Source organism: Streptomyces sp. NPDC059679 (assembly GCF_042734105.1).
GTDB lineage: Bacteria > Actinomycetota > Actinomycetes > Streptomycetales > Streptomycetaceae > Streptomyces.
In genome coordinates, this window is the sequence record NZ_JBHWES010000103.1 from 1 (window position 1) to 13,024 (window position 13,024).

Below are 13,024 nucleotides of genomic sequence, written 5' to 3' on the forward strand. Positions count from 1 at the left end.
GCTCGATGCGTCTCGCGGCGAAGCTGGGGTTCACTGAGGTAGAGCGGTTCGAAGCCTGGGGCGCCGAGCAGTGGCTCGGCATGTGGTCCCCGGTCACGCCGTCCAGTTGAGTTTGCGACGGAACCGCCGGGGAGTGCGCCTGGGGCGCGAAGCGCTGCGGGCTTGTCCACTGACGAAAAAGCCCGCAGCGCGCAGCGCGGCTCGGGATCAGTCGGCGATCGGCAGATAGACGCGGTTGCCCGCCTCAGCGAACTCCTTGGACTTCTTGAGCATTCCCGCCTCGATCTCCTCAGGCGTCGCGTCGGCGTCGCCGCCGAACTGCTCTGTGATGCTTCTGCTGATCTTCATCGAGCAGAACTTCGGCCCGCACATGGAGCAGAAGTGCGCCGTCTTCGCCGGTTCCGCCGGCAGCGTCTCATCGTGGAAGGAGCGGGCCGTGTCCGGGTCGAGGGCCAGGTTGAACTGGTCCTCCCAGCGGAATTCGAAGCGGGCGTCGGACAGGGCGTCGTCCCACTCCTGGGCGCCGGGGTGGCCCTTGGCGAGATCGGCCGCGTGGGCGGCGATCTTGTACGTGATGACGCCGGTCTTGACGTCGTCGCGGTCGGGCAGGCCCAGGTGCTCCTTCGGCGTGACGTAGCAGAGCATCGCCGTGCCCCACCAGGCGATCATCGCCGCGCCGATGCCCGAGGTGATGTGGTCGTAGGCGGGGGCGATATCGGTGGTGAGCGGGCCGAGGGTGTAGAAGGGGGCCTCCTCGCAGATCTCCTGCTGGAGGTCGATGTTCTCCTTGATCTTGTGCATCGGGACATGGCCCGGGCCCTCGATCATCGTCTGGACGTCGTGCCGCTTGGCGATCCGGTTGAGTTCGCCGAGCGTGCGCAACTCCGCGAACTGCGCCTCGTCGTTGGCGTCGGCGATCGAGCCGGGGCGCAGTCCGTCGCCCAGCGAGTAGGTGACGTCGTACGCGGCGAGGATCTCGCAGAGCTCCTCGAAGTGGGTATAGAGGAACGACTCCTTGTGGTGGGCCAGGCACCACGCCGCCATGATGGAGCCGCCGCGCGAGACGATGCCGGTCTTGCGGCGGGCGGTCAGCGGGACGTACGGCAGTCGTACGCCCGCGTGCACCGTCATGTAGTCGACGCCCTGCTCGGCCTGTTCGATGACGGTGTCCTTGTAGATCTCCCAGGTCAGCTCCTCAGCCTTGCCGTCGACCTTCTCCAGCGCCTGGTAGAGCGGCACCGTGCCGATGGGGACGGGGGAGTTGCGCAGCACCCACTCGCGGGTGGTGTGGATATTGCGGCCGGTGGAGAGGTCCATGACCGTGTCGGCGCCCCAGCGGGTCGCCCAGGTCATCTTCTCGACCTCCTCCTCGATGGAGGAGGTGACGGCGGAGTTGCCGATGTTGGCGTTGACCTTCACCAGGAATCGCTTGCCGATGATCATCGGCTCGATCTCCGGGTGGTTGACGTTGGCCGGGAGGACCGCCCGGCCGGCCGCGATCTCCTCGCGGACCACCTCGGGGGAGACATTCTCGCGGAGCGCCACGTACTCCATCTCCGCGGTGATCTCGCCCTGGCGCGCATACGCGAGCTGGGTCACGGCGGCGCCGTCCCGGCCCCGGCGGGGCTGGCGGGGGCGGCCAGGGAAGACCGCGTCGAGGTTGCGCAGCCCGCCGCGCGGCGCGGTGTGCTTGATGCCGTCGTCCTCTGGGCGGACGGGGCGGCCCGCGTACTCTTCGGTGTCGCCGCGGGCGAGGATCCAGTTCTGCCGCAGCGGCGCGAGGCCGCGGCGGACATCTGTCTCGATCTGGGGGTCGGTGTACGGGCCGGAGGTGTCGTACAGCGTGACGTCCTGGCCATTGGTGAGGTGCACTCGGCGGACCGGGACCTGGAGGTCCGGTCGCGAGCCTGTGACATATCCCTTATGCCAGCCGAACTCGCGCATTTCGGGCGTGCGTGCATCCTGCAGAGTCATTGAGACCCACTCCCTACGCCGGCATTACCCGGTAACAGGTTCAGCGGTCGGCGCAGCATGGGGCCCGGGAGTTCCTCCCCGGGCCGACACAATCAGCGCCCTCTCAGCCCGGTGCTCCGAGCTCCCGCGATTGCAAAGGTGTCACCCACGCTAACGGTTGTCCGGCGGCGCTGAACAGAGGGCCCTCGCTCTTGCGATGATCTGACGGTGACCTCGACATCGCAGGAGAGCCATGCGCCCGGACATTCGCACAGCCACGGCCCGGCCACGCCTGTCTCCGCCCATCTGCGCAAGGTCATCGCGGCCGTCCTCATCCCCTTCGCGGCGGCCGTCGTCGCCGGGCTGATCGTGCTGTGGCCGGGCGGTACGCCCGACCACAAGGCCCATGAGCGCAGCGGGCTCGGCTTCGACCAGCAGACCGTGGCCGGGCGGGTGGTGAAGGTCGAGGAGGTCAACTGCGCCGACGTCAACGCCCAGCCGCAGCAGCCCACCGAGCCGGGTCAGGATGCCGCCGGCCAGGAGAACGCGGCGGGCGCGGCCGGCGGATCCGGCAAGGACACCATCTGCGAGAAGGCGACCATCGAGGTCACCTCTGGCAAGGACAAAGGCCGCACCTTTGAAGAAATCGTCCAGCCGAACGCGTCCCGCAAGTACGACGCCGGTCAGAAGCTGAAGCTGGCGTACGCGCCCAAGGCACCCAAGAATCTGCAGTACTCCGTCTCGGACGTCGACCGGGCGCTGCCCATGGCGCTGCTCGCCGGGCTGTTCGCGCTCGCGGTCGTGGTCGTCGGGCGGCTGCGCGGCGTCTTCGCGCTGGTGGCGCTCGCGGTCAGCTTCGGGGTGCTGACGCTGTTCATCCTCCCGGCGATCCTCGACGGCTCCAACCCGCTGGTCGTCGCGATCGTGGGGGGCAGCGCGATCATGCTCATCGCGCTGTACATGTGCCATGGGCTGACGGCGCGTACATCGGTCGCCGTGCTCGGCACGCTCATCTCACTGCTGCTGATCGGCCTGCTGGGCTCGCTGTTCATCGGCTGGGCCAGCCTGACGGGCAACACCGACGACCAGACGGGGCTGGTCCACGGCCTCTATCCGAATATCGAGATCCGCGGTCTGCTGCTGGCCGGGGTGATCATCGGGTCTTTGGGGGTGCTGGACGACGTGACCGTCACCCAGACCTCCGCGGTGTGGGAGCTCAGGGAGGCGGACCCCACGGCGGGCTGGCGCAAGCTGTACGCGGCCGCGATGCGCATCGGGCGGGACCATATCGCGTCCGTCGTGAACACCCTGGTCCTCGCGTACGCGGGCGCCTCGCTGCCGCTGCTGCTCCTGTTCTCGATCGCGGACAGCGGAGTGGGGGCGGTGGCGACGAGCGAGATCGTCGCGGAGGAGATCGTACGGACGCTCGTGGGCAGCATCGGCCTCGTCGCCTCGGTGCCGGTGACCACCGCGCTCGCCGCGCTCGTGGTCTCCGCGGACCGCGCGCCACAGGGCGGCGCGGAGCAGGGGGGCCACGGGGGCCGGGGCGGACGCGGACGGCGGCGCCGGGCGCGCGGGCGCTGACGCGCTAGCCGGCGTACCGGTCCTCCGCGAGGATCCGGTCGAGCTCCGCGTCCAGGTCGCCGACCGGATCGCAGGCCGCCTGCTCCTGGCCGAACGGAACCACCCGGTCCGTACGGTCCAGGAAGGCCACCAGCGGGGCGGCGCCGGCCCGGAACAGCGCCCGCTCGGCCCCCACTTGGAGCCTGATGAAGACGTCCGAAAGCCCCTCCGGTGAGGCGGGGGCGATGCGCACATCGCCCTCGCCCGAGGGTTTGCTCAATCCGTCCAATAGCAACTCCCGGGCGAAGGCCCAGCTGACGGGCGCGTCGCCGGGCAGATGGAAGGTGATCTCGACTGCGTACGGGTCGCTGCTGTCGTAGGACAGCTCGACCGGGATCCGGAAGGAGAGGTCCTGGGAGACCAGGAAGGTCATCGTCACTTCTGCCTGGACTGTGTCGCGCATGTCACGCATCGTTCGCCGCCCCGAGTTGATTGCGAATGGCCAGGTTTGAACGGCCTGGCCTCTTGACGCCATGGTCCGCCTAGCTCCAGCGGGCCATAAGAAGTGAATTTTCAGATATTGATAGGGATTGAGAGGGTGCTGATATCTCGGCCGACTCTGGAGCGTAGCGACTCGACTGCGGGGCGGAGTCGGTTTGCCTCATGTGAGGGACTGGAAATGGCCAGAGTTGCCGCGGCTGTTCGCGCGGCTGCGATCAAGAAAATCGGCGCGGGCGGGCGCATCCGCTCGCCGGGCCGGGCGGGGCGGCGCCGGCCTATGACGTGGGAGTTCGGAGCCGGTTCACCGGCCGCGGCCATGATTGCTTTCGTCAACAGGCACCCCCGGGGTGTGTTGCGAGGCAGACGCCCGGAACGGGAGACGTCGAGCACTCGAACTCTAACCGGAACGGTGCCGTCAAGCTGAGGTTTGGAACGCGCGTATCCCCCACGCGGCGTACCCGAGACCCGCGGTGTACCCGCGGCGCGCGACGACGCGGCCGCGGTCTGTGGCGTACGTGAGGCCCGCGGCGGCGCAGCCGCCGCGCGGGGTCACCAGTCGCCGCGGGACGACGAGGACGAGCTGAACTTCCGCACGAGGTAGATCAGACCGGCGACGAGCGCCACCAGCAGCAGGGCCTTGAAGACCAGACCGACGACGAAGCCGACCACGCTCATGATCAGCCCGCCGAACACGGCCAGCACGAGGATCGGAACTGCGACCCATGTCACCCACCACGGCAAGCCCTGAAATATGCCCTTCGTCGCCACGTCGGTCCCTGCTTTCTTCGCTGAGCGAGTCGGTCCGGACCGACAGCGTCTGTGCCGGCCCGCATCCCCCGCCTTCGATGCTAGGACGGCCGACAAGCCAACACAGGCCCCGCGTCCCCCGTCCTCCCCTGACCGAACCCCTACGGGACGCGGGGCGGGCGCATCAGCTCCCAGTCGGAGAATCAGCTCTCCGGCGGGGAGAAGACCACCATGACCCGCAGGTCCTCCGTGATGTGGTGGAACTTGTGCGCCACACCGGCCGGTACGTACACGACGCTGCCGCGCGCCACCTGTGTGGTCTCCATGCCCACCGTGATCGACGCCCGCCCGCTCACCACCAGGTACACCTCGTCCTGGCCGTGCGGCTGCTGTGGATCGGTCTGGCCCGCGTCCAGCGCGTACAGCCCGACGGACATGTTCCGCTCGCGCAGGAACTGCAGATACGCACCGTCGTTCGCGGCACGCTCCGCCTCCAGCTCGTCCAGCCGGAACGCCTTCATTCGCCTCTCCGCCCCTTGCTCCCCGGCCCTGCCCAGCGCGGGGCCTGTTCTGCGACGATCTCAACCATGAAGAATCTTCTCGTCAAGACGATCGCCAACGCGGGCGCCCTCTGGGTGGCCATCTGGCTCCTCAAGGACATCACGCTGAACGGCGAGAACGCCGGCCGCAAGGCGATCACGCTCATTCTTGTGGCGCTCGTGTTCGGCCTGGTGAACGTCGTGGTCAAACCAGTGGTCAAACTGCTGGCCTTTCCGCTGTTCATTCTCACCCTCGGGCTGATCACCCTGGTGATCAACGCCCTGATGCTGCTGCTGACCTCCTGGCTGGCCAACAAGTTCGACCTGGCCTTCCACGTCGAGGGCTTCGGGACGGCCGTCATAGGCGCGTTGATCATCTCCATCGTCGCCTGGGCCCTGCATGTCGTCCTGCCCGACGACAAGGACTGAGCGCAGTCCAGCATGATGGGACGCATGAGAGCCCCGTCGCCCTACCGCGTCTGCTTCGTCTGCACCGGCAACATATGCCGGTCGCCGATGGCCGAATCCGTCTTCCGCGCATACGCCGAGGAAGCCGGGCTCGACGGTCGTGTCGAGGTGGACAGCGCGGGCACCGGCCCCTGGCACGAGGGCGACGGGGCGGACCGGCGCACCATCTCCGCGCTCACGGCCCACGGCTATGAGCAGAACCACATCGCCCGGCAGTTCCAGTCCTCGTGGTTCTCCGCCCTCGACCTGGTGATCGCCCTGGACAGCGGCCATCTGCGGGAGCTGCGCGCCCTCGCCCCGACGCCCGAGGACGCCGCGAAGGTGCGGCTGCTGCGCGCATACGCCCCAGGCACAAACCCCGACGCGGACTCGGAAGCCCAGGACGCCCTGGACGTGCCCGACCCGTACTTCGGCGGGCCGGACGACTTCGAGGCGTGCCTGGAGATGATCGAGGCGGCGAGCGAAGGGCTGCTGGACGCGGTGAGCAAGGCCCTCGCCGCCCGGGACACCCCCGCACCGGCCGCCCCAGCCGCCCCTGTTACTTCCGTCACACCTACCGCCCCCGAAGAGAACGCATGACGAGCAAGCACACGGGCGACGGCACGCGGGCCGTACGGGCCGGGCTGCCCGAGCCCGAGGCGTACGAGCCGACCCTGCCGGGCCCGGCCTTCGCCGCCCACTACCACCTGCCCGGCGACGCCGACGTCCACCAGGGCCCGTACACCTACGGCCGGGACGCCAACCCCACCTGGACCCGGCTGGAGCGGGCCATCAGCGAGCTGGAGTCGCCGGATGCCGACGCCGAGACGGTGGTCTTCGCCTCCGGCATGGGCGCGATCTCCGCGGTGCTGCTGTCCCAGCTGGGGCAGGGTGACGCGGCCGTCCTGCCCTCCGACGGGTATCAGCTCCTGGCCCCGCTCGGCGAGCGGCTGAGGGGCTACGGCATCGAGGTGCGCACCGCACCCACCGGCGGCGACGCCCAGCTGCCCCTCCTGGACGGCGCGCCGGACGCGGGCGGCGGCCCCCATAACGAACATGCCGAACCGCGGCCCGACAACGAACCGCGGCCCGTGAAGCTGCTGTGGATCGAGTCCCCGGCCAACCCGGGCCTGGACGTATGCGATATCCGCCGGCTGGCCGGCGCCGCCCACGAGCGGGGCGCGCTGGTCGCCGTCGACAACACCCTGGCCACCCCGCTCGGCCAGCGCCCCCTCGAACTCGGCGCGGACTTCTCCGTCGCCAGCGGCACCAAGGCGCTCACCGGCCACGGCGACGTCCTGCTCGGCTATGTCACCTGCCGCGACCCGGGCCTGGCCGCCTCCGTACGCGCCTGGCGCAAGATGGCCGGCGGGATCCCCGGCCCGATGGAGGCATGGCTCGCGCACCGCTCCCTGGCCACCCTCCAGCTGCGCGTCGACCGCCAGGCGCGGACCGCACTCTCCCTGGCCGAGGCGCTGCGCGAGCGCCCCGAGGTCACCGGGCTGCGCCACCCCGGGCTGCCAACCGACCCCGCACACCGCGTCGCGGCGGCCCAGATGCGCGGCGGGCGCTACGGCTGTGTGGTGTCCTTCGTCCTCCCCGGCCAGGAGCACGCCGATCGCTTCCTGGCCGCGCTGCGCCTGGTCGACGACGCGACCAGCTTCGGCGGCGTACGGTCCACGGCCGAGCGGCGCGGGCGGTGGGGCGGTGACGCCGTGCCGGACGGCTTCATCCGCTTCTCGGTGGGCGCCGAGGATCCGGACGACCTGATCGCGGATGTGCTGCGGGCACTCGATGAAGCCTCGATGAAGTAAAGGGCGCGGTGCGGGGGTGACGGCAGTGACGGAGGTGGCCGCGGCCGACAGCGCGCCCCTCGGAATCAGGCCATACCGGGCGGGCGTCTCAAGCCTCCCCCCTCGTGGCTTGAGACGCCCCGGTTCCCTCATGGAGAACCGCTTGAACAAGGCTAGTTGACTCAGCGTCAGTGTCCAATCACAGTAGCGACATGGACCTATCGGCATATTTATAGTTGGCCTGCGGCGGGGGTGCGTCGAGCGGAGGGGAACCGCATGGATCTGGCCCTCTTACGCACATTTGTCACGGTTCATCGGGCCGGGTCGTTCACCCGTGCCGCCGTTCTGCTCGGGCTCTCCCAGCCCGCCGTCACCGGCCAGATCCGTACCCTCGAGCGCCAACTGGGCCGCCCCCTGTTTCTGCGCACCGCGCGCGGGGTCGTCCCCACCAGCGTCGGCGAAGAGCTCGCCCACAAGGCAGCACCCCACCTCGACGCGCTGCTGGAGATAGCCGAGGCCGGGCTCGACGACAGCTCCGCCAACCGCACCCTGCACCTCGCCGGCCCCCCGGAGTTCACCGCGCTGCGCGTCCTGCCCGCCCTCGCCCCGCTCATCAGCCAGGGTCTTGCGGTGCGCTGCGCCTTCGGCAGCGCGGAGGAGCTGTTCGAGGGACTGGCCGCCGGCCACCACGACCTGGCCGTCACCACCGCCCGGCCCCGCGGCCGGCTGCTGACCGCCGCCCCGCTGTGCGACGAGGAACATGTGCTGGTCGCCGCGCCGCGCTGGGCGGCCCGGCTCGGCGGCCCCGCGGTGTTACAGGTCAAGGGCGTCAGCGCGCTGGAGCGGCTGCCGGTCGTCGAGGTCCATGAGAGCCTGCCGCTGATCACCCGCTACTGGTCGGCCGTCTTCGACACCCCGCCGATCACCGCGGGCACCGTCATCGCCCCCGATCTGCGGGCGGTGCTCACCTGTGTCGTGGAGGGCGTCGGGCTCGGCGTCCTGCCGCGCTATCTGTGCATGGACGCGCTGGACGCGGGGGAGGTCGTCGCCCTGCTCAACCCGCCGGTGCCGCCGCTGCGCACGTACTTCCTGGTGATCCGGAACGGTGCGCTCGCCCTGCCGCATATCGCGCGGGCGCACGAGTGGCTGCTGCGCGCCGCTGTTGACTGGTGAGTATGGGGTTTCACCGGGCGACGCATGCGGCAGATCTCCACCATGACCGAACGACCTGTGGTCAAGCGCACCGCCCGCGCCATCCTGCTCGACGGCGGCCCCGAGCCCCGGCTGGTCCTGATCAAGCGCACCAAGCCGGGCGAGGAGCCGTACTGGATCACGCCGGGCGGCGGAGTGGAGCCCGAGGACGCCACGGTCGTCGACGCGCTGCACCGCGAGGTCGACGAGGAGCTCGGCGCGAAGGTGACGGACGTGGTGCCCGCCTTCGTGGACACCGTCCCGCACCCCGACGAGTCCTCGCCCGGTGTGAAGGTGCAGCACTTCTTCGTATGCCGACTGGGGTCCATGGACCTGTCGCGGCGGCACGGCCCGGAGGTGGACGAGCCCTGCGGGGAGTACGAGGTGGTGCGCGTCCCGTTCACCCGGGCGGGGATCGCCTCGGTGGGGGTGGTGCCGCCGTCGCTGCGCGCGTATCTCGACGCGAACATCGAAGGTGTGCTGGCGCTGCTCGCCGACGACCTGGGCTGACTCCGCCGCCCCACCGAAGCGGCCACTACGGCGACAAGCGACTACCGGAAACCGTCGGCTACCGGTCGTGGGCTACCCGGTCGTGGGCTACCGGAACCAGCCGCTGAACGGCTGCCCGGCCCCCTCAGGCGCCCGTTCCCGCGCCCTGGCCAGCACCCGCTCGGCCTCCTGCTGCCACTCCTCGGGGCGCGCGGGCCCAGAGCCATGGTCGGCCTCCGGCTCCGGCTCCCGGCCGGCCACGGGCGTGCGCCGGCCCTCGCGTACGTCGGCGGCGGCGCCGAAGAAGTCGCCGCCCTTGCGCTTGAAGTCGTCCGTACCCCAGTCGTCACGGTCCCGGTCGGCGACGCCGCCGTCCAAGCTCCCGTCCAAGCCGCCAACCGTGCCGCCGCCGGCCCTGGCCCCGACCCTGGCCGCTAGCCGTCGCTGGGCGGGCGCCTTCTGGAGATGCGGGATGTGCTTGGCGCAGTGGATGTACGCCTCCTCGACCGTCACCTCGACCCACACCACGGCCCGCCGCCCCGGCACCGGGTCGACCGGCAGCCCGGGGTGGGTGGCGCGCATCTCCGCGTCCTCCACCACCCGCGCCCGGCCGTTGATGTGCAGACCGATCCGGTCGCGCAGGAAGTCGATCATCAGGATGCCGAGGTGGGGGTTCTCCTCGATGTTCCCGAGGCTGGCCAGGACGCCGTTGCCCCGGTATTCGGGGTAGGCCAGGGTCTGGTCGTCGAACACCCGCAGAAAGCCGGGCGGCCCGGCCCGGAAGGTGCTGTCGCACTCGCCGTGCCGGTCGGCCGTCGCCAGGAAGAACATCTCCTGGCGGCCGACGAACTCCCGCATCCGCTCGTTGAGCCGGTCCAGCACCTGCTCGTCGTAGAAGCGGTCGGCGCGGTCGCCCGTGTCCAGGCGTCGCTGCAGCCGGTGCTCGCCGTCGCTGCCCGGACGTCTCGTACGGTCCATATCGGCCGTGGGGGCGCCGGCCGGCGCCGCCCATGCCGGCACCGCCCTCACTGTCGTCTCCGTCGTCGCCCTCTCGTGCTCGACGTCGTCCACGCTCACTTGTCCCTCATCCTGCGATCGCTCGAGTCAGTGATGCACTGCTCTCCCGGCCCCCAGTCCCCTGCTCCTCACTAGTCACTACTGCGCCATGGCCCCCCGCCGTGTTGCAGTTGTCCGCTATTCCCCCGCCGCGACGAGCTCTTCGAGCGAATCGTGCCGTATGCGGTGGGACGGGATCCCGATGCCCCGCAGGGTGTCCACACCGCTGCGGATCATCCCGGGCGGCCCGGACAGGTAGGCGTCGTACGTGTTCCACGGGCCGTACTGGCGGACGGCGTCCGGGAGTCGGCCGCTGAGCCCGTTCGTCGGGGTGTCGGAGACGACCGGGCGGACCGAGAGCCAGTGGTGGGCCTGCGCCAGCCGCAGCATGGTGTCGATGTCGTAGAGGTCGTGGTCGCTGCGGGCGCCGTAGAAGACCTCGACCGGGCGGTTGCGACCGTGCTCGGCGACGTCCTCGACCATGGCCTTGATCGGCGCGATACCGGTGCCGCCGCCCAGGCAGAGCAGGCCGTTGTCGGTGGAGTGGTCGACCGTCATCGAGCCGGCCGGGGGGCCGAGTCGGATCACATCGCCGGGGCGGGCGCGGTGCACCAGCGCCGAGGACACCCAGCCGGCCGGAACCGCCTTGACGTGGAAGGACAGCAGACCGTCCGGGCGGGGCGCCGCGGCGAAGGAGTAGTGCCGCCACACCCGGGGCCACCAGGGGGTCTCCAGGGACGTGTACTGGCCGGCGAGGAAGGGGTACGGCTGGTCGGGGCGCACGGTGACGACCGCGATGTCCTGGGTGCGCAGCTCATGGCCGACGACCTCGGCCTGCCACCACGCGGGCGCGCGCAGCTCGTCCTCGGCCGCCGCGTCGATCATGATCTGCGAGATGGCGGTGTACGCCCGGACCCAGGCGCCCTCGGCCTCATCGCTCCAGGTCCCGGTCGCATAGCGGGTGAGCGCGCCGATCAGGCACTCGCCGACGGCCGGGTAGTGCTCCGGCTGGGTGCCGTACTTGCGGTGGCCGCGGCCGAGCCCCGAAAGGTACTCGGTGAGGATGTCCGGGTCGTCCACCAGCTTGGCCGCGGTCAGCAGGGCCCTGAAGAGCCGGTCGCGCTGGGCGTCCATCGCGGCGGGGAACAGCGGGCGCAGATAGGGGTGCTGGACGAAGAGCAGCGCGTAGAAGTACGAGGTGACCTTGTCCGAGATGGGCTCGATCTCGGCCATCGTGCGGCGGATGAGGATCGCGTCGGGCGAGGCGGTGGGGTCCTCGGAGAACGAGCCCGCCGGCCGTACGTCCTGCGCGCCGGGCGCCTCGTCGGGGCGCTGGTGCTCCTCGTGCTCCCGTACGGCGGGCGGCCGGGCGTCGGCGGGCTGCCGGGCGTCGACGGGCGGGGCGTGGTCCCGCCGGGCGGGTCTCCGCCACTCGTCGGAGGGCGGCTGCGCCCCGGCCCCGGGCGGGGGTGGGGGCGGCGCGCTCTGTGCCGGGGGCGGCGCGACGTGCACGGGCGGCGACGGGGGCGGGGGTGGGGGCGGAGGCGGGGTACGGCGGCCGGCGCCCGTGCCGACCGGCCGTATGGGGCTCACCGGGCGGCTTGGCGCCCGCCGACCGTCATCCTGGTCCGTGCCCGGGGAAGCGTCCTCGTCCCGCTTCTTGCTCGGGGTGAACCAGCCCCAGTCGCCACTGTTTCCGCCGGTACCGTCGTTACCGGCCGACGGCGTGGTGGTCGGAGCGTCCATGGTTGCCTCGCCTCGAACATCTTTCTGTCGGTCTTCGCACTTCCGAAGCCGGAATGTGCCCGCAATTCCCCGCTCTGTTCCACTGGTTGAGATGAGATTGGTCCGGACGGCCCGCCCCGCACTTCTCCATGGGCAGCATGCCATGCTTGTTCGCCGGACAGGACACATAGCCGGAACTCCAGGTAACGGCACCCGTGTTCCGTTAGGCTGGATTGCCCCGATGTGGCCCCGCGACACAGCCACCGCGCAGAACCCGGACCCGACCCTACCGGGCCCGGATGAATTAACAAGCCCCAAGTCCGGCGGCTTCGTTACACCTGGGAACCATCGTAATTACCGGTAGTTACCAGCCAATTCGTATGCCTCTCGCAGATCGCGGCCGGTATAGCCGCACGATGCGATTTCGCTCACATGGTGGTCGGCGTTGACCGCGATCGAGACCGGCACCACGGCGAACAGCTCCGCGTCCGACATCGAATCGCCATAAGCGACACAGTCCTCCCTGCTCAGACCGAACGTCGCACAGAGTTCATCGGCGATGCGCACCTTCGCCGCCGGAGTGAGGATGCCCTCCGGCTCCAGCGGCTCCCGAAACGGCACGGCCGGCCAGCGCGACCCCCGCGCCGCGTCCGCGCCCCATTCCAGCAGCCGCTCCACGAAGAAGCCGGGAGAGAGCGAAATCACCGCACAGCGCTCGCCACGCCCCCGGATGTCCGCCCACACCTCACGGATCCCCACCAGCCACGGCGCCCCCTCGAACGCCGCCGCCACATGCCGCTCCGTCAGCTCCCCCCACAGCGCACAGGCCCGCTGTGCGAACTGGGCGGTACTCAGCTCCCCCTCCGCGAACGCCCGCTCCAGCTCGGCTATCTCCGGCTCCACCCCGAGCTGACGGGATATCTCGACGGCGGCGGCCGAGCCGTGGATGAGCGTCCCGTCCAGATCGAACAGATGCAGTCTGGTCATGGAAGCTGAGCCTAGGGGCCCTGAGTGGCACGG

Annotated in this window: 13 protein-coding genes, 1 pseudogene and 1 riboswitch; of the genes and pseudogenes, 7 read left to right on the plus strand and 7 right to left on the minus strand. The window is 70.3% G+C overall.

The window, feature by feature from the left end:
* A pseudogene (locus ACFV2X_RS51625) lies at positions 1-110 on the plus strand (GNAT family N-acetyltransferase); the annotation flags it as partial.
* Between the two features lie 97 nt (positions 111-207).
* On the opposite strand, the gene thiC reads toward ACFV2X_RS51625, so the two are convergent.
* Positions 208-1,974: a phosphomethylpyrimidine synthase ThiC gene (thiC, locus tag ACFV2X_RS51630; protein WP_385630348.1), complete on the minus strand. Its 1,767-nt coding sequence runs from the start codon at positions 1,972-1,974 to the stop codon at positions 208-210.
* A riboswitch (TPP riboswitch) is annotated at positions 1,968-2,112 on the minus strand. (Overlaps the previous gene by 7 nt.)
* Before the next feature lie 69 nt (positions 2,113-2,181).
* Between thiC and ACFV2X_RS51635 the strand changes: the two genes are divergently transcribed.
* Entirely contained in the window at positions 2,182-3,537 is a 1,356-nt protein-coding gene (locus tag ACFV2X_RS51635; protein ID WP_385630351.1) for a YibE/F family protein, read from the plus strand.
* Positions 3,538-3,541: 4 nt separating this feature from the next.
* Here ACFV2X_RS51635 and ACFV2X_RS51640 read toward each other — a convergent pair whose 3' ends face one another.
* The 3 genes from ACFV2X_RS51640 to ACFV2X_RS51650 all read right to left on the minus strand — a co-directional run bounded on the left by ACFV2X_RS51640 (position 3,542) and on the right by ACFV2X_RS51650 (position 5,285).
* Entirely contained in the window at positions 3,542-3,979 is a 438-nt protein-coding gene (locus tag ACFV2X_RS51640; RefSeq protein ID WP_043487236.1) for an SsgA family sporulation/cell division regulator, read from the minus strand.
* Positions 3,980-4,566: 587 nt separating this feature from the next.
* Positions 4,567-4,785, minus strand: a complete 219-nt coding sequence (locus tag ACFV2X_RS51645; RefSeq protein WP_014177916.1) for a DUF5326 family protein — start codon at positions 4,783-4,785, stop codon at positions 4,567-4,569.
* Between the two features lie 182 nt (positions 4,786-4,967).
* The gene (locus ACFV2X_RS51650) at positions 4,968-5,285 is read right to left on the minus strand and encodes a cupin domain-containing protein (RefSeq protein ID WP_014177917.1); all 318 of its coding nucleotides are present in this window, start codon (positions 5,283-5,285) and stop codon (positions 4,968-4,970) included.
* Positions 5,286-5,351: 66 nt separating this feature from the next.
* Here ACFV2X_RS51650 and ACFV2X_RS51655 point away from each other — a divergent pair, with 66 nt between their 5' ends.
* The 5 genes from ACFV2X_RS51655 to ACFV2X_RS51675 all read left to right on the plus strand — a co-directional run bounded on the left by ACFV2X_RS51655 (position 5,352) and on the right by ACFV2X_RS51675 (position 9,244).
* Positions 5,352-5,732 (plus strand): phage holin family protein, encoded by a 381-nt coding sequence (locus tag ACFV2X_RS51655; protein WP_358637692.1) that lies wholly within the window; start codon positions 5,352-5,354, stop codon positions 5,730-5,732.
* A 24-nt stretch (positions 5,733-5,756) separates the two neighbouring features.
* Positions 5,757-6,350 carry a low molecular weight protein-tyrosine-phosphatase gene (locus ACFV2X_RS51660; protein ID WP_385630356.1) on the plus strand — a complete coding sequence of 198 codons (594 nt, stop codon included), beginning with the start codon at positions 5,757-5,759 and terminating at the stop codon, positions 6,348-6,350.
* Entirely contained in the window at positions 6,347-7,564 is a 1,218-nt protein-coding gene (locus ACFV2X_RS51665) for a cystathionine gamma-lyase (protein ID WP_385630359.1), read from the plus strand. The genes ACFV2X_RS51660 and ACFV2X_RS51665 overlap by 4 nt, the downstream gene beginning before the upstream one ends.
* Positions 7,565-7,819: 255 nt before the next feature.
* Positions 7,820-8,716 carry a LysR family transcriptional regulator gene (locus tag ACFV2X_RS51670; RefSeq protein ID WP_385630362.1) on the plus strand — a complete coding sequence of 299 codons (897 nt, stop codon included), beginning with the start codon at positions 7,820-7,822 and terminating at the stop codon, positions 8,714-8,716.
* Between the two features lie 42 nt (positions 8,717-8,758).
* Entirely contained in the window at positions 8,759-9,244 is a 486-nt protein-coding gene (locus ACFV2X_RS51675) for an NUDIX domain-containing protein (protein WP_043490839.1), read from the plus strand.
* A gap of 87 nt (positions 9,245-9,331) precedes the next feature.
* Here ACFV2X_RS51675 and ACFV2X_RS51680 read toward each other — a convergent pair whose 3' ends face one another.
* From ACFV2X_RS51680 to ACFV2X_RS51690, 3 genes are all read right to left on the minus strand, one after another.
* The gene (locus ACFV2X_RS51680) at positions 9,332-10,201 is read right to left on the minus strand and encodes a pyridoxamine 5'-phosphate oxidase family protein (RefSeq protein ID WP_385630407.1); all 870 of its coding nucleotides are present in this window, start codon (positions 10,199-10,201) and stop codon (positions 9,332-9,334) included.
* Positions 10,202-10,417: 216 nt separating this feature from the next.
* Positions 10,418-12,025, minus strand: coding sequence for a globin domain-containing protein (locus tag ACFV2X_RS51685; RefSeq protein WP_385630366.1), 1,608 nt, complete (start codon positions 12,023-12,025; stop codon positions 10,418-10,420).
* A gap of 333 nt (positions 12,026-12,358) precedes the next feature.
* On the minus strand, positions 12,359-12,991 hold the full coding sequence (locus ACFV2X_RS51690) for an HAD family hydrolase (protein ID WP_385630369.1): 633 nt from the start codon (positions 12,989-12,991) through the stop codon (positions 12,359-12,361).
* Positions 12,992-13,024: the final 33 nt, after the last annotated feature.